The sequence below is a fragment of the Pseudomonas sivasensis genome, assembly GCF_021391435.1.
Classification (GTDB): Bacteria; Pseudomonadota; Gammaproteobacteria; order Pseudomonadales; family Pseudomonadaceae; genus Aquipseudomonas; species Aquipseudomonas sivasensis.
In genome coordinates this window covers 468,434-483,823 of record NZ_CP090029.1, presented here as the reverse complement: position 1 = coordinate 483,823, position 15,390 = coordinate 468,434, and the positions used below count along the sequence as shown (strand labels likewise).

Genomic DNA, 15,390 nt, shown 5'->3' with positions numbered 1-15,390 from the left:
GTCATGCGCATTCTCATTACCGGTGGCGCCGGTTTTATCGGTTCTGCTTTGATACGTCATCTGATTCAGCACACCGAGCACGAAGTGCTCAACCTGGACAAACTCACCTACGCCGGCAATCTGGAATCGCTGACCAGTATCGCGGCCAATAGCCGCTATGAGTTCGTACAGGCAGATATCATCGACCAAGCCACCGTCAGCGCAGTGCTCGCGCGCTTCGAGCCTCAAGCGATCATGCATCTGGCCGCCGAATCCCACGTCGACCGTTCGATTGACGGCCCGTCGGATTTTATCCAGACCAATATCGTCGGCACCTACAGCCTGCTGGAAGCCGCCCGCGGCTACTGGCAAACCCTTTCCGGGCCAGACAAGAGCGCGTTTCGCTTCCACCATATTTCTACCGACGAGGTCTACGGCGACCTACACGGCGTGGACGATCTGTTCACCGAAACCACGCCCTACGCGCCCAGTTCGCCCTACTCTGCCAGCAAAGCCGCGTCCGACCACTTGGTCCGCGCCTGGCAACGCACCTACGGCCTGCCCGTGTTGCTGACCAATTGCTCCAACAACTACGGCCCCTTCCACTTTCCTGAAAAGTTGATTCCGCTGGTGATCCTCAACGCTCTCGCGGGCAAGCCTTTGCCGGTCTATGGTGATGGCTTGCAAGTGCGCGACTGGCTGTTTGTCGAGGACCACGCCCGAGCGTTGCTCACCGTCGTGACGCACGGCGTAGTCGGCGAGACCTACAACATCGGCGGCCACAACGAGCAGAAGAACATCGATGTTGTGCGCAGCATCTGCAGCCTGCTGGAGGAATTGGCACCCCACCTTCCGCACGGTGTGGAGAAATACGCCGGCCTGATCACGTTCGTGAAAGACCGTCCGGGCCACGACCAACGCTACGCGATCGACGCCAGCAAAATCGAACGCGAACTGGGCTGGGTACCCGAAGAAACCTTTGAAACCGGGCTGCGCAAAACCGTGCAGTGGTACCTCGATAACCTGGAATGGTGCCGCAGGGTTCAGGATGGGAGTTATCAAGGTGAACGATTGGGCAATACCGACACGAGGGATCTGATTGCATGAAAGGAATCGTATTGGCCGGTGGCTCCGGCACACGCTTGCACCCCATCACCCTGGGTGTCTCCAAACAACTGCTGCCGGTCTACGACAAGCCGATGATTTACTACCCGATCTCGGTACTGATGCTGGCAGGCATCAAAGAAATTCTTGTGATTTCCACGCCGGCGGACTTACCGCAATACCGCAACCTGCTGGGTGACGGTAGCCAGTTTGGCGTGACGTTCAGCTACGCCGAACAACCGAAGCCGGACGGGCTGGCGCAAGCCTTCCTGATTGGCGAGCAGTTCATCGGCAACAACCCCGTGTGCCTGATCCTGGGCGACAACATTTTCCACGGCCAGCGTTTCAGCGAGCAGTTGCATGCGGCGGTCAATCGCGGCAAAGGTGCCACGGTGTTCGGCTATTGGGTCAAAGACCCGGAGCGCTTCGGTGTAATCGACTTCGACAGCGAAGGCCGCGCCCTGTCCATCGAAGAAAAACCCGCTGTACCGAAATCCAGCTATGCCGTCACCGGCCTGTATTTTTACGACAACGACGTGGTCAGCATCGCCAAGGCGGTCAAACCCTCCGCCCGTGGCGAACTGGAAATCACCGACGTCAACAACGCTTATCTCAAGCGCGGCGACTTGCAGGTGGAGCGCTTCGGTCGAGGTTTCGCCTGGCTGGATACCGGCACCCACGACAGTTTGCTGGACGCGTCGCAGTACGTGCAGACCATCGAGCGTCGCCAAGGTCTCAAAGTGGCGTGCCTTGAAGAAATCGCCTACGGCAACGGCTGGATCGACCGTGACCATTTGTTGGAGCGCGCCAAATACTTCGGCAAGACCGGTTATGGTCAGTACCTGTATTCGCTGGCGGGAGACAACCAGTGAATATCATCGACACCTCACTTCCCGGTGTATTGATCCTCGAACCAAAAGTATTCGGTGACGAACGCGGCTTTTTCTACGAAAGCTTCAACGCCCGAGCCTTTGCAGAGGCTACCGGGCTCAGGCGCGAGTTCGTCCAGGACAACCACTCGCGCTCGCAAAAAAATGTGCTGCGAGGCCTGCATTACCAACTGGAGCACACCCAAGGCAAACTCGTGCGTGTCACCGCTGGCGAAGTGCTCGATGTCGCCGTGGACATTCGCCGCAGTTCGCCGAACTTCGGCCAATGGGTGGGCGTACGTCTGTCGGCACAGAACCGTCGCCAGTTGTGGGTACCGGAAGGGTTTGCCCATGGGTTTGTGGTGCTGAGCGACTACGCCGAGTTCCTGTACAAGACCACCGACTACTACCAGCCGAGCGCCGAGCGCAGCATCCTGTGGAATGACCCGACGCTGGCTATCGACTGGGAGCTGAACGAGCCGCCGCAACTGTCCGCCAAGGACCAGGCGGGCAAACTGCTGATGGACGCCGATCTGTTCCCATGAAGATCCTGATTACCGGCCAACATGGCCAAGTCTCCCAGGCACTGCAAGCGCACCTTCAGGGGCTGGGCGAATTGATGGTGCTCGGAAGCAACCAGCTCGACCTGGCCAAACCGGACCAGATCCGCGAGCAGATCCGCGCCCATCGCCCCGACCTGATCATCAACGCCGCCGCCCACACCGCAGTCGACCATGCCGAAAGCGAACCAGACGCCGCATTCGCAATCAACGCCATCGCCCCCGGCATCCTTGCGCAGGAAGCCAAGGCCCTGGGGATTCCACTGATTCACTACTCCACCGACTATGTGTTCGACGGCAGCAAGCCTGCGCCCTACACCGAAGCCGACGCGCCGAACCCGTTGAGCGTCTACGGCCAGAGTAAGCTGGCGGGCGAGCAGGCCATTGCGACGGCGGGCGGTCAATACCTGATCCTGCGTACCAGTTGGGTCTACTCCAACCAGGGCAAGAATTTCCTGCTGACCATGCAACGCCTGCTGCAAGAGAAACCGCAGATGCGCATCGTGGCTGACCAGATCGGCGCGCCAACATGGGCCGGGACCATTGCCGGCAGCACCCGCGCACTGATCGAGCGCTGGCTGGCCGGCGAGGCGGGAGAATGGGGTATTTATCACCTCACCGCCCAAGGTGAAACATCGTGGTTCGGCTTCGCTCAGGCGATTGGCGAGCACCTGCACGCCGATGGCAAAGCCTGTGCCGAACTGGAGGCGATCCCATCCAGCGCCTACCCGACGCCCGCCAAGCGCCCCTTGAACTCACGCCTCGATTGCAGCCGCTTGCAGCAACAGTGGCACGTCAGCCAGCCACACTGGCAAGACGCATTGCGCGAGTGTCTTGCACAGCAGCACTAGGCATAATGCGCCTGTCCCCATAGGCGCACGACTCCCATGACTCCATCCCTTCCGCGAAGACCCCGCTGGCGCAGCCTCGCCCTGCTGGCATTGTGCCTGGCACCGCTGCTGTGGCCGCTGGAGCACTTGGCTGAGCGCTATTACCGCAGCGAACTGGCCGGGCAGAATCGCCAGACCCTCGACCTCTACGTCGCCAACCTGTTGGGCACCCTGCACCGCTATGAAGTGCTGCCGCAGATCCTCGGCGACTTGCCCGCGCTGCGCACCGTGCTGGATGCGCCGAATGTAAGCTCCCATCAGATCAACGCCAACCTGCTGCTCAAGGACGTCGCCGCCCAGGCCGGGGTTGAAGTGATGTACCTGATGGACACCACCGGCAAGACCCTCGCCGCCTCGAACTGGGATAAACAGGACAGCTTTGTCGGGCGCAATTTCTCGTTCCGCCCGTACTTCAGCGAAGCCATGGCCGGGCGCCTCGGGCGGTTTTTCGGCCTGGGTACTACGTCGGCCAAACGCGGTTATTTCTTCGCCGCCGCCGTGCGCGAGGGCGACAAGATCATCGGCGTGCTGGTGGTCAAGGTCGACCTGGACCATACCGAAAGCCTGTGGGGCAACACGCCTGAACAACTGCTGGTGACCGACCACAACGGCGTGGTGATCCTCACCTCACGCCCCCAATGGCGTTTCCGCGCCACTCGGCCGCTGACCGCTGAAGAACGACAGGCGATCACTGCAATCCAGCCCTACCCGACCCGTGATCCACAGCCGCTGAGCCTGAGCAACACCGCATGGTTGCGCCAATCCACTGCCATCGCCGAGACCGGCTGGAACGTCGAAATCCTCGCGCCCCAATCATTGATCAGCCGCCCGGTGCGAACGGTGGTCGCCGTGGGTGGGGCCACGCTTCTGGTGCTGATGTTGCTGCTCGGTTTGATGATGCAACGACGCCGCCATTACCTGGAGCGCATCGCTTTTGAAGCCAAGGCGCGTCGCGAACTGGAAGCCCGTGTGATCGAGCGGACCAGCGACCTGGAAGGCTTGAACCGCCGCCTCAAACAAGAAGTACTGGAACGCGAACATGCCCAGCAGGAACTGGTGCGCGCCCAGGATGATTTGGTGCAAGCGGGCAAGCTCTCGGCGCTGGGCACCATGTCGGCGAGTATCAGCCACGAACTCAATCAGCCCCTGGCCGCAATTCGCAGCTATGCGGAAAACGCCGAGATCCTGCTGGACCATGAACGCACCGCCGATGCGCGGGGCAACCTTAAGTTGATCAGCGAACTGACCGGACGCATGGCTTCGATCATCGCCCACCTGCGCGCCTTCGCCCGGCGCGACCGGCATGCGCCGGAGAGCGTGGCCCTGCAACCGGCGCTGGACGACGCGCTGGCGCTGCTGGCCAAACGTCGGCGGTCAATGGAGGTGGAGCTGATCCGCGATTTGCCGGAAGCGACCCTGTGGGTACAGGCCGGCGAAACACGGCTGCGCCAAGTGCTGGGCAACCTGCTGGCCAACGCCCTGGACGCCCTCACCGAAAAAGGCCCGCCGCGTAAACTGTGGCTGAGTGCCGAAACCACCGCCCAAGGCGTCAACCTGTACATTCGTGACAATGGCCCTGGGTTTTGCATGGAAGCGTTGGGCCGCGCCAGCGAACCGTTCTACACCACCAAGACCCGCACCCAAGGCCTGGGATTGGGCCTGGCGATCTGTGACACCTTGATGCGTGCCTTTGGCGGCGAACTGTCGTTCGCTAACCACAAGGAAGGTGGCGCGCTGTTAACCCTGAAATTGCGTGCCGGCTCGCCGGGCGTCAGTCTGCAACCGTCCGAGGACCGCAGTGTATGAGTATCGATAACCAGATTCAGGTGGTGTTGATCGACGATGATCCACACCTGCGTCAGGCCCTGTGCCAGACCCTGGACCTGGCCGGGCTGAAAGTCCTGCCCTTGGGCGAAGCCACCGGCCTCACCGCGCGCCTGTCGCGGGATTGGCCGGGCGTAGTGGTCAGCGACATCCGCATGCCCGGCATGGACGGCCTGGAGCTGCTGGCCGAACTGCACGGCCAGGATCCAGACCTGCCGGTGCTGCTGATCACCGGCCACGGCGACGTGCCGTTGGCGGTGCAGGCGATGCGCGCGGGTGCCTATGACTTCCTCGAAAAACCCTTCGCCAGCGACTCGCTGCTCGACAGCGTGCGCCGCGCCCTGGCCTTGCGCCGGCTGGTGCTGGATAACCGCAGCCTGCGCCTGGCCCTCAGCGACCGCCAGCAACTGAGCACGCGACTCGTTGGGCACTCACCGCAAATGCTGCGCCTGCGCGAGCAGATCGGCGCGTTGGCGGCGACCAAGGCCGACGTGCTGATCCTCGGTGAAACCGGCGCCGGCAAAGAAGTCGTGGCCCGTGCACTGCATGACCTGTCGAACCGACGCAGCGGCCCGTTCGTCGCGATCAACGCAGGTGCCCTCGCCGAGTCGGTGGTCGAAAGCGAGCTGTTCGGTCATGAGCCCGGCGCCTTTACCGGGGCGCAGAAACGCCGCATCGGCAAGTTCGAGTTTGCCAACGGCGGAACCTTGTTCCTCGACGAAATCGAAAGCATGAGCCTGGATGTGCAGGTCAAACTGTTGCGCCTGTTGCAGGAGCGCGTGGTGGAACGCCTGGGCGGCAATCAACTGATCCCGCTGGATATCCGCATTATCGCTGCCACCAAGGAGGACCTGCGCCAGGCCGCCGACCAGGGCCGTTTCCGCGCCGACTTGTATTACCGTCTCAACGTCGCGCCGCTACGCATTCCGCCGCTGCGCGAGCGCGGTGAAGATGCATTGATGCTCTTCCAGCACTTCGCCGACGAAGCCAGCAGCCGCCATGGCCTGACGTTGCATGAGCTGCAGCCGGGCCAGCGGGCTTTGCTGTTGCGTCACAGCTGGCCGGGCAATGTGCGGGAATTGCAGAACGCCGCCGAGCGCTTTGCACTGGGCCTGGAACTGGCACTGGACAGCACGCCGGACAACCCCGCCAGCAGCGTACTGACCTCCACACCGGGTGGGTTGAGCGAGCAAGTCGAGCAGTTCGAGAAAAGCCTGATCGCTGCCGAACTGACCCGTCCCCACAGCTCCATGCGCAGCCTCGCCGAAGCCCTCGGCGTGCCGCGCAAGACCTTGCACGACAAACTGCGCAAGCATGGCCTGAACTTCGCCAACCAAAGCGCCGACGACGAATGACCCTGCCCACCCACCAAGAGGTCCCCATGAGCCGCGACAGCCGTTACCTGGAATCCGTCCTGCACCACGACATCCCCTTGACCCGGGAAATGGGCCTCAAGGTGCTCGACTGGCAAGACAGGCAACTGCGGCTGCACCTGCCCCTGCAGGCCAATATCAACCACAAGAGCACCATGTTCGGCGGCAGCCTCTACTGCGGCGCGGTACTGGCGGGTTGGGGCTGGCTGCACCTGCAGCTGCGTGAGGAAGGGATTGAAGACGGGCATATCGTGATTCAGGAAGGGCAGATCAGTTATCCGCTGCCGGTGACGCATGACGCGACCGCGATATGCGCAGCGCCGGAGGAAAAGGTATGGAAGCGCTTTATCGCGACCCACAAGCGCTATGGCCGGGCGCGGTTGGCGTTGGACACGTGGATCGTGAATGAGGGCAGTGACGAAAGAGCGGTAGCCTTCACTGGCCAATACGTCCTGCACCGCTAGAAGCCAATACACAAAACAAATGTGGGAGGGGGTTTGCTCCCGATGGCGGTAGTTCAGTCACTGCTGTATTGACTGATACACCGCTATCGGGGGCAAGCCCCCTCCCACATTTTGATCTGCGATGGTTTTAAGATCTTGCCAAGGTCAGCAACCGCTCACGCCACGCAGCCTTCGCCGGCAACGCCAGAAAAAACGGGTTCAACAACGATTCCCGCGCCGGGTAGCTGAACGGCTCACCACTCAACTCCAGCACCTCGCCCCCCGCACCTTCGAGCACGCCTTGTGCCGCAGCCGTATCCCATTGCGAAGTCGGCGCCAGGCGTGGATAGCAGTCGGCGCTGCCCTCGGCCAACAGGCAGAACTTCAACGAGCTGCCGATATTCGCCAACTTCAACTCACCCACTCCTGCGCTCAACCCGTCCAGCAAACGCTCCTGCTCGGGGCTGGTATGCCGACGGCTGGCAACCACCGTGAATGCCTCACCCGCCGCCGGTGCCTTGCGCACCTGGATCTGCCTGGGCGCTTCGTTCACATCGGATCGCCACGCGCCTAAACCTGCGCCGCCAAAGTAGCAACGGCCACTGGTGGGCATCGACACTACACCGAACACCACGCGGCCGTGTTCAATCAGGGCGATATTGACGGTGAACTCTTCACTGCCGGCGATGAATTCCTTGGTGCCGTCCAGCGGGTCCACCAACCACCAACGCGTCCAGCCGGCGCGCACGCTCTGGTCGATATCAGCGTCTTCTTCGGACAGCACGGGGATGCTCGGGTCCAGCGCGGTGAGGCCAGCGAGAATCAGGTGGTGGGCGGCCAGATCTGCTGCCGTCACCGGCGAATCGTCGGCCTTTGAAGTCACCGCCACATCGGCGCGCCAGTACGGCAGGATGACTTCACCCGCCTGGCGAGCCAGCTCGATTACAGGGGCGATAAACGGGTGGCCTAAAAACAGTTCGCTCATGCGGTAAACGCTCCACGCTGGATCAACAGATCTCGTACCAGGTACAACGCCGCCAAAGCGCGACCCTCACTGAATTGCTCGTTTTGCGCTAACTGTGACAGCTCGCGCAGATTGACCCGATCCACACGCATCGGCTCGGGCTCATCGCCTTCAAGGCTTTCTTCATACAGGTCAGTGGCCAATACCACTTGGATTTTCTGGCTCATATAACCGGGCGACAGCGACAGCTCGGTAATGTGTTCCAACTGTCGCGCGCCGTAACCGGCTTCCTCCTTGAGCTCACGATCGGCGGCAGCCAGTACGTCTTCACCCGGTTCGATCAGGCCTTTGGGCAAGGACAACTCATATTCGTCGATACCGCCGCAGTACTCTTCGACCAGCAAGGCATGCTCTTCATCGATCATCGCCACGATCATCACCGCGCCATAGCCGGCACCACGCCCCACCAGGCGCTCGTAGGTCCGTTCAACGCCATTGGAAAAGCGCAACTGCACTTCCTCCACGCGGAACAAACGGCTACTGGCGACTATTTCGCGGGCGAGGACGGTGGGTTTCTGGCGCATGAGCGGCTCCTTGGCGTGATCGGGTTACTATACCGTGGCTTTTCCGATTGTCTGTGTCGGATATCTTTACTTACATGAGACCGCACCATGCCCTCTTTGCCCTGGCACGCCATCGACACTGTCCTGCTGGACATGGACGGCACCCTGCTCGACCTGCATTACGACAACCACTTCTGGATGGAGCACCTGCCCCAGCGCTACGCCGAGCTGCACGGGGTGAGCCGGGCCATGGCCGAGATGGAGTTGCAGCCTCTGTTCGAGCGTAACGCCGGACAGTTGCAATGGTATTGCCTGGATTTTTGGAGCACAGAACTGAAGATCCCAGTGCGTGAACTCAAGCTGGAAACCGCTCACCTGATTGCCCTGCGCCCGGATGCGGATACCTTTCTCGCGGCGATCAAACAGGCCGGCAAGCGCGTGATTCTGATCACCAACGCCCATCGTGATTCGCTGTCGTTGAAGTTGGAACGCATTGAACTGGCGCCGTATTTCGAGCGATTGATCAGCTCCCACGACTACGGTTTCGCAAAGGAAGATCCGCAGTTCTGGGATGCCTTGCAGGCCGACATTCAGTTTGATCCCTCGCGCAGCCTGTTTATCGACGACACCTTGCCGATCCTGCGCAGCGCCCAGGCGTTTGGCGTGGGCCATTTGCTGGCGGTAAAAGAGCCGGACAGCAAAAAAGGGCCGAAGGACACGGGCGAGTTTGCAGCAGTCGGTGACTACCGCGATCTCATTGTCGGGCTCTGACCAAATGTGGGAGGGGGCTTGCTCCCGATAGCAGTGTGTCAGTCAAGGAAGCTATGACTGACACTCCTTTATCGGGGGGCAAGCCCCCTCCCATATTTTCGCCCGTGTATTACTCAGGAATACGCAGCGTCTGCCCTGGGTAAATCTTGTCCGGGTTCGACAACTGCGGTTTGTTAGCTTCGAAGATTTTGTTGTACTGATTGGCGTTGCCGTAGACCGCCAAGGATATTGCGCTAAGGGTGTCGCCCTTTTTCACCACCACGAAACGGGCTGCGGCAACTGCCGGGCCGGATACGGTGATCTGGTCATCCACGCTGGCCACACCGGCAATATTGCCCGCCGCCAGAATGATTTTTTCTTTCTCTTCCTGACTGGCAACGGTTCCAGTAAGCGTGACCTTGTCACCCTCCACAGTCGCGTGAACATCGGGATTACCCAGCCCGACTTCTTCAATGTGCTTTTTCAGATCATCGCTTGCGTTGGCGTTGCCCGGGGTCAACAGCTTGGCCAACTTCTCGCCTGCTTCCTTAACAAAGCTAAAAAGACTCATCGTACGCGCTCCTTGGTAGTTGATTTCCAGATGCCAAAGACTAGACCAGTCCTACAGATTTGGGTTCCAGCCCGGCCAAAGACCCAAACGCGCTAGAATCCCCCCGCCATTGGAATAAGCCCTGGAGCGAAGATGGACATCAAACAGCTGAAATTCCTGATCGCCCTCGACGAAACCCGGCACTTCGGCCAGGCAGCGGCACGTTGCCACATTACCCAGCCCACCCTGTCGATGCGCCTGCGCAGCCTCGAAGAAGAGTTGCACTTGCCCCTCGTCAATCGCGGCCAGCGCTTCGAAGGCTTCACCGCACCCGGTGAACGGGTGCTGGCGTGGGCCCGAACAGTGCTGGCGGCGTATGACGGCTTGCAGGCTGAAGCTGCTGCCTGTCGCGGCAACCTGGTGGGTACGTTGCGTTTGGGCGTGGTGCCGCTGTCGAGCTTTGATCCGTTGGCGTTGATGCAACAACTGCATAAAGAACACCCGAGCCTGCGCTTCGAGCTCTCGGCCTTGAGCTCCGAACAGATCCTTGAACAACTTGCGAGTAATCGACTGGACCTGGGCGTCTCCTATCTTGAGCGTTTGGATAATGAACGCTTTGACTCACTGGCCTTGGGCGAAACGCGCATGGGCCTGCTCTACGACCAGCGGTTTTTCAGCTTTGGCGACAAGCCGTTGAGCTGGGAGGCCCTGACCGAACTGCCCCTGGGCATGCTCACCAGTGGCATGCATTTTCGCCAGTCCATCGACCACAACTTCCACAGCCGTGGACTCAATCCCCAACCGCTGCTGCAAACCGATGCCGTCCATCAGTTGCTACAGGCGGTACACGGCGGGCTGTGTTGCGCGGTCATGCCCCTGGACGGTGGCCTGGATGCGCTCACCGAGCACCTGCGCCTGCAACCTATCGAGGATGCCCACACCCTTGCGCGCCTGGGGCTGATCATGCGTCGCAGCGCACCGCGCTCCGCGCTCGCAGAGGCATGTTTCGCGCTGTTTCAGAAATCGCAAAACGCGTCTTGATCGACGTCATCTATCGGTAGATCAGTACTGGCAATTAGACGCGACGCTTTGTCGCGCCTAGTCTAAACACTGACCAATCCGCCGGTGGTACTGCCCCATGAACGCCAAGCGCCCAGTCTGCGCGGCGCCCGCCTCTGAAACGCCCGCGCCCGCCGCCAGCCAGAGCTACCAATACTGCAATCTCGAACACACAGAGGTCGCCAGCACTGCGTTGGCGGAAGAAGTGGCGTTGGCGATCGCCTATAACGACATCAGCCAGGCAGTCATGTTGGTCACGCCGACAGACCTGGAAGACTTTATCGTCGGCTTCAGCATCGGCAGCGGCATTATCGCCGACGTTAGCGACATCTATGATCTCAAACTCAGCGGTTCAGGCTCGACCCAGTACGCTCAGGTGCAGATTTCCAGCCGCGCGTTCTGGAATCTCAAGCAGCAACGTCGCCAGTTGGCGGGCACCAGCGGTTGTGGTTTGTGCGGTGTAGAAGCGGTGGAACAAGCCTTGCCGGACCTTAAGGTACTGCCCGGCGCACCACTGCCACCCGCCGAATGGCTTGATGGTCTGCGCCAGCGCATCAGCGCCTTTCAGCCTCTGGGCCAATACAGCGGCGCGGTGCATGCGGCGGTGTTCATGAACAGCCAAGGCGAACTGTTGATGGGCCGCGAAGACATTGGCCGGCACAACGCGCTCGATAAATTGATCGGTGCGTTGATCCGCCAAAAGATCCCGACCGATGGCGGCCTGGCGATTGTCACTAGTCGTTGCAGCCTCGAATTGATCCAGAAAGTTTTGCGCGCAGGCATCCAGACCCTCGTCAGCCTGTCGTCGCCCACCGGCCTAGCCCTGCAATGGGCCCGCCGGCACAACCTCAATCTCATCCACCTGCCGCAGAAAAGTGCGCCGCGGGTCTACAGCCCTGCGATGGAGAACCAGCCGTGAGCAATCATCATCAAGCCGACCAAACCCCAACCCCGCGCTACAAGCCTTACAAAGGCCCGGCGGGCGGCTGGGGCGCGCTGATCAGCGTGGCACAGGCGTGGTTGACCAGCGACAACGCGCTGAAAAACCTGCGCATGATGCTCAAGACCAACCAGAACGGCGGCTTTGACTGCCCGGGCTGCGCCTGGGGCGACTCGCCGGAAAGCGGCATGGTCAAGTTCTGCGAAAACGGCGCCAAAGCGGTCAACTGGGAAGCCACCAAACGTCGTGTAGACGCTGCATTCTTCGCCAAACACAGCGTCACTGCGCTGCTGGAACAGAGCGATTACTGGCTCGAATACCAGGGCCGCCTGACCGAGCCGATGCGCTACGACGCCGAAACCGACCGCTACACACCCGTCAGCTGGGAAGCAGCCTTCGACCTCATCGGCCAGCACCTCAACGCACTGCCAAGCCCGGATATGGCCGAGTTCTACACCTCGGGCCGGGCCAGCAACGAGGCGGCGTACCTGTATCAGCTGTTCGTGCGCGCCTACGGCACCAACAACTTCCCGGATTGCTCGAACATGTGCCACGAGGCCAGCGGCGTGGCCTTGGCGCAAAGCGTGGGCGTCGGCAAAGGCACCGTGACCTTTGATGACTTCGAACATGCCGATGCGATTTTCGTCTGGGGCCAAAACCCCGGCACCAACCACCCGCGCATGCTCGAACCGCTGCGTGAAGCGGTTAAACGCGGCGCCCAGGTGGTGTGTATCAACCCGCTGAAAGAGCGCGGTCTGGAACGTTTTCAGCACCCGCAACACCCGCTGGAAATGCTCACCAACGGTGACAAGCCGACCAATACCGCCTACTTCCGCCCAGCACTGGGTGGCGACATGGCTATCCTGCGCGGCATGGCCAAGTTCCTGCTGCTGTGGGAACGCCAGGCGCAGGCCGAAGGCAAGGAAGCCGTGTTTGACCACGACTTCCTCAACGAACACACAGCCAACGTGCTCGATTACCTGGGCCAGATCGACGACACCTCGTGGGATGAAATCGTCGCGCAGTCCGGCCTGCCGCTGGTGGAGATCGAGCAAGCGGCACGCATGTACGCCAAAGGCAAAAACGTAATCATGTGCTGGGCGATGGGCATCACCCAGCACCGCCACTCGGTACCGACCATCCAGGAAATCGCCAACCTGATGCTGCTGCGCGGCAACATCGGCCGCCCAGGCGCCGGTTTGTGCCCGGTGCGCGGCCACAGCAACGTGCAGGGCGACCGCACCATGGGCATTAACGAACGTCCACCGGTGGCGTTCCTCGACGCCCTGGAGCGTCGCTTCCAGTTCCAGGTGCCGCGTACCAACGGACACAACGTGGTGGAAGCGATCCACGCGATGCTTGAGGGCCGCTCCAAAGTATTTATCGGCCTGGGCGGCAACTTCGCCCAAGCTACTCCAGACAGCCCGCGTACCTTCGAAGCACTGCGTAATTGCGACCTGACCGTGCAGATCAGCACCAAGCTCAATCGCAGCCACCTGATGCACGGCAAGGACGCGCTGATCCTCCCGTGTTTGGGCCGTACCGACATCGACATCCAGGCCGACGGCCCGCAGGCGGTCACGGTGGAAGACTCGTTCAGCATGGTTCACGGCTCCAATGGCCAACTGCAACCCCTGTCGAAGCTGATGAAGTCCGAGCCAGCAATCCTGGCCGGCATTGCCGCCGCGACGCTGGGCAGCAAGCCGGTCGACTGGAACTGGCTGGTGGCCGACTACAGCCGTATCCGCGACCTGATTGCCGATACCATTCCAGGCTTCAAGGACTTCAACGACAAGATCAAAAACCCAGGTGGCTTCTACTTAGGCAACTCCGCCGGCGCGCGCCGTTGGAACACGCCTTCGGGTCGCGCCAACTTCCGCCCGAACATCCTGCCCAAAGACTTGATCCACGAACGCACCCACGCCACTGGCCGGGTACCGGATCTGATCATGCAGTCGATGCGCTCCCACGATCAGTACAACACCACCATTTATGGCCTGGATGACCGCTATCGCGGCGTGAAAGGCCAGCGTGACGTACTGTTCGTCAACGAAGCCGACATCATCCGCCTGGGCTTCAAGCCGGGGCAGAAGGCTGACATCGTGTCGCTGTGGGAAGATGGCCGTGAGCGTCGCGTGAAGGGCTTCACGTTGCTGGCGTTTGATATCCCGGCGGGGCAGGCAGCCGCTTACTATCCGGAAGTGAACCCGCTGGTGCCGCTGGAAAGCACCGGGGATGGCAGCCATACGCCAACATCGAAGTTCGTGGCGATCCGCTTGGAAGCCGCAAGCGATAATGGCCTGATCATGGCCCGTACAGCCTGACTGATCATTTCGGACACAAAAAAGGCCGCTTTTGCATAAAAGCGGCCGTTCCGAAGTAGTTAAAGACTCTCAAAAACCACTTAAGTTCCCGATTAAAAACAGTAACTTAGAGGATTGTGTACAACTCGTGTTACTGGTCGGAATTCTATTGTCACAATGTCAATACAGCCTCAGGATCGCGCCGTCATCCTCTTGAGGTTTCCCGAATGAAGTTCTCCTCGATTCTCTTGTTGTCCCTTGGCCTGGTCAGTGGCGCAGCCATGGCCGGTGGCACCACCGAAGCCGGTGTAGGCGGCGCATTGGGCGGGGTTCTAGGTTCTGTCGTCGGCCAGCAGTTGGGCGGTAACACCGGTTCGACCATCGGCGCGGCCCTCGGTGGCGCAGGTGGTAGTGCGGTCGGCGCTGACAAGCGCAGCCGTGGCGAAGCCGCTATTGGCGGCGCCCTGGGCGCAGCCGGCGGCAACGTCGTAGGCCGCAGTGTCGGCGGTAGCACAGGTGCACTGATCGGCTCGGCTGCAGGCGGTGGCGCGGGCGGTGCACTGGGCAACTACATGGGCAACAAGAGCGATGACGATGATCGTCGTGATCGTGGGCGCGACAACCGTCGCTATGACCGTGATGACCATCGCGGCCGCGGCCATGCCTATGGGCATCGCAAGAACAAGCATCACTACCGTCACCGGTAATCTCTAAAAAACGCCGCAAAACCAATGTGAGAGCACGCTTGCACCCTCTCACATTGGTTTTTGCCGTCAGACCACCAACCGCTGCAGCGCCTCGCGCAACACTCCCGGAATGGTCACCGGCTGGTTCGACCCCCGATCCACAAACACATGCACAAAGCGCCCCGCCGCGCAGGCTTCCTCTTCGCCTGTCTTGAATACCGCCAACTCATACTGCACTGAGCTATTGCCTAACTTGCCCACTCGCAAGCCAATATCGATACGCTCGGGAAAGGCAATCGACGCGAAGTAATCGCACGCCGAACTCACCACAAACCCCACCACTTCGCCGCCATGAATATCCAGCCCGCCCTGCTCGATCAGGTAGGTATTCACCGCCGTGTCGAAAAAGCTGTAGTAGGTGACGTTATTCACGTGACCGTACACATCATTGTCGTGCCAGCGCGTGATGATCGGCTGGAAGTGAGGGTAATCGGCACGCTGTGGCACTGAATCAGGCATGGGCACCTCTGGTG

16 protein-coding genes are annotated in these 15,390 nt (G+C 60.8%); 12 read left to right on the top strand and 4 right to left on the bottom strand.

Annotation, left to right across the window (positions count from 1 at the left end; translation table 11 throughout):
* Positions 1 to 3: 3 nt before the first annotated feature.
* Genes rfbB through LRO94_RS02175 form a run of 7 tightly spaced genes read left to right on the top strand, consistent with a single transcriptional unit; the run spans position 4 to position 7,063 of the window.
* Positions 4 to 1,086 carry a dTDP-glucose 4,6-dehydratase gene (gene rfbB / locus LRO94_RS02205; protein ID WP_179179659.1) on the top strand — a complete coding sequence of 361 codons (1,083 nt, stop codon included), beginning with the start codon at positions 4 to 6 and terminating at the stop codon, positions 1,084 to 1,086.
* On the top strand, positions 1,083 to 1,955 hold the full coding sequence (gene rfbA / locus LRO94_RS02200) for a glucose-1-phosphate thymidylyltransferase RfbA (RefSeq protein ID WP_032884973.1): 873 nt from the start codon (positions 1,083 to 1,085) through the stop codon (positions 1,953 to 1,955). Before rfbB ends, rfbA begins: the two co-directional genes overlap by 4 nt.
* Positions 1,952 to 2,497 (top strand): dTDP-4-dehydrorhamnose 3,5-epimerase, encoded by a 546-nt coding sequence (gene rfbC, locus LRO94_RS02195; RefSeq protein WP_032884972.1) that lies wholly within the window; start codon positions 1,952 to 1,954, stop codon positions 2,495 to 2,497. Before rfbA ends, rfbC begins: the two co-directional genes overlap by 4 nt.
* Entirely contained in the window at positions 2,494 to 3,363 is an 870-nt protein-coding gene (gene rfbD, locus LRO94_RS02190) for a dTDP-4-dehydrorhamnose reductase (protein WP_179179660.1), read from the top strand. The genes rfbC and rfbD overlap by 4 nt, the downstream gene beginning before the upstream one ends.
* A 36-nt stretch (positions 3,364 to 3,399) precedes the next feature.
* On the top strand, positions 3,400 to 5,208 hold the full coding sequence (locus LRO94_RS02185; protein WP_032884970.1) for a sensor histidine kinase: 1,809 nt from the start codon (positions 3,400 to 3,402) through the stop codon (positions 5,206 to 5,208).
* Positions 5,205 to 6,581 carry a sigma-54-dependent transcriptional regulator gene (locus LRO94_RS02180; RefSeq protein WP_122764504.1) on the top strand — a complete coding sequence of 459 codons (1,377 nt, stop codon included), beginning with the start codon at positions 5,205 to 5,207 and terminating at the stop codon, positions 6,579 to 6,581. The genes LRO94_RS02185 and LRO94_RS02180 overlap by 4 nt, the downstream gene beginning before the upstream one ends.
* Before the next feature lie 26 nt (positions 6,582 to 6,607).
* The gene (locus tag LRO94_RS02175; RefSeq protein WP_179179661.1) at positions 6,608 to 7,063 is read left to right on the top strand and encodes a YiiD C-terminal domain-containing protein; all 456 of its coding nucleotides are present in this window, start codon (positions 6,608 to 6,610) and stop codon (positions 7,061 to 7,063) included.
* Between the two features lie 127 nt (positions 7,064 to 7,190).
* Here the strand turns inward: LRO94_RS02175 and cysQ are convergent, their stop codons facing one another.
* The gene (gene cysQ, locus LRO94_RS02170; RefSeq protein ID WP_032884967.1) at positions 7,191 to 8,027 is read right to left on the bottom strand and encodes a 3'(2'),5'-bisphosphate nucleotidase CysQ; all 837 of its coding nucleotides are present in this window, start codon (positions 8,025 to 8,027) and stop codon (positions 7,191 to 7,193) included.
* The gene (gene nudE, locus LRO94_RS02165) at positions 8,024 to 8,590 is read right to left on the bottom strand and encodes an ADP compounds hydrolase NudE (RefSeq protein ID WP_032884966.1); all 567 of its coding nucleotides are present in this window, start codon (positions 8,588 to 8,590) and stop codon (positions 8,024 to 8,026) included. The genes cysQ and nudE overlap by 4 nt, the downstream gene beginning before the upstream one ends.
* An 87-nt stretch (positions 8,591 to 8,677) precedes the next feature.
* Between nudE and yrfG the strand changes: the two genes are divergently transcribed.
* Positions 8,678 to 9,340: a GMP/IMP nucleotidase gene (gene yrfG, locus LRO94_RS02160; RefSeq protein ID WP_032884964.1), complete on the top strand. Its 663-nt coding sequence runs from the start codon at positions 8,678 to 8,680 to the stop codon at positions 9,338 to 9,340.
* A 109-nt stretch (positions 9,341 to 9,449) separates the two neighbouring features.
* Here the strand turns inward: yrfG and lysM are convergent, their stop codons facing one another.
* Positions 9,450 to 9,890 (bottom strand): peptidoglycan-binding protein LysM, encoded by a 441-nt coding sequence (lysM, locus tag LRO94_RS02155; RefSeq protein ID WP_095186282.1) that lies wholly within the window; start codon positions 9,888 to 9,890, stop codon positions 9,450 to 9,452.
* A gap of 132 nt (positions 9,891 to 10,022) precedes the next feature.
* Between lysM and LRO94_RS02150 the strand changes: the two genes are divergently transcribed.
* From LRO94_RS02150 to LRO94_RS02135, 4 genes are all read left to right on the top strand, one after another.
* Positions 10,023 to 10,910, top strand: a complete 888-nt coding sequence (locus tag LRO94_RS02150) for a LysR family transcriptional regulator (protein WP_179179662.1) — start codon at positions 10,023 to 10,025, stop codon at positions 10,908 to 10,910.
* 97 nt (positions 10,911 to 11,007) lie between these two features.
* Positions 11,008 to 11,847, top strand: a complete 840-nt coding sequence (gene fdhD / locus LRO94_RS02145) for a formate dehydrogenase accessory sulfurtransferase FdhD (RefSeq protein ID WP_032884958.1) — start codon at positions 11,008 to 11,010, stop codon at positions 11,845 to 11,847.
* Positions 11,844 to 14,192, top strand: coding sequence for an FdhF/YdeP family oxidoreductase (locus LRO94_RS02140; RefSeq protein ID WP_032884956.1), 2,349 nt, complete (start codon positions 11,844 to 11,846; stop codon positions 14,190 to 14,192). The genes fdhD and LRO94_RS02140 overlap by 4 nt, the downstream gene beginning before the upstream one ends.
* A gap of 206 nt (positions 14,193 to 14,398) precedes the next feature.
* Positions 14,399 to 14,878, top strand: coding sequence for a glycine zipper domain-containing protein (locus LRO94_RS02135; RefSeq protein WP_032884954.1), 480 nt, complete (start codon positions 14,399 to 14,401; stop codon positions 14,876 to 14,878).
* A 66-nt stretch (positions 14,879 to 14,944) separates the two neighbouring features.
* Here LRO94_RS02135 and LRO94_RS02130 read toward each other — a convergent pair whose 3' ends face one another.
* Positions 14,945 to 15,376: an acyl-CoA thioesterase gene (locus tag LRO94_RS02130; protein WP_032884953.1), complete on the bottom strand. Its 432-nt coding sequence runs from the start codon at positions 15,374 to 15,376 to the stop codon at positions 14,945 to 14,947.
* Positions 15,377 to 15,390: the final 14 nt, after the last annotated feature.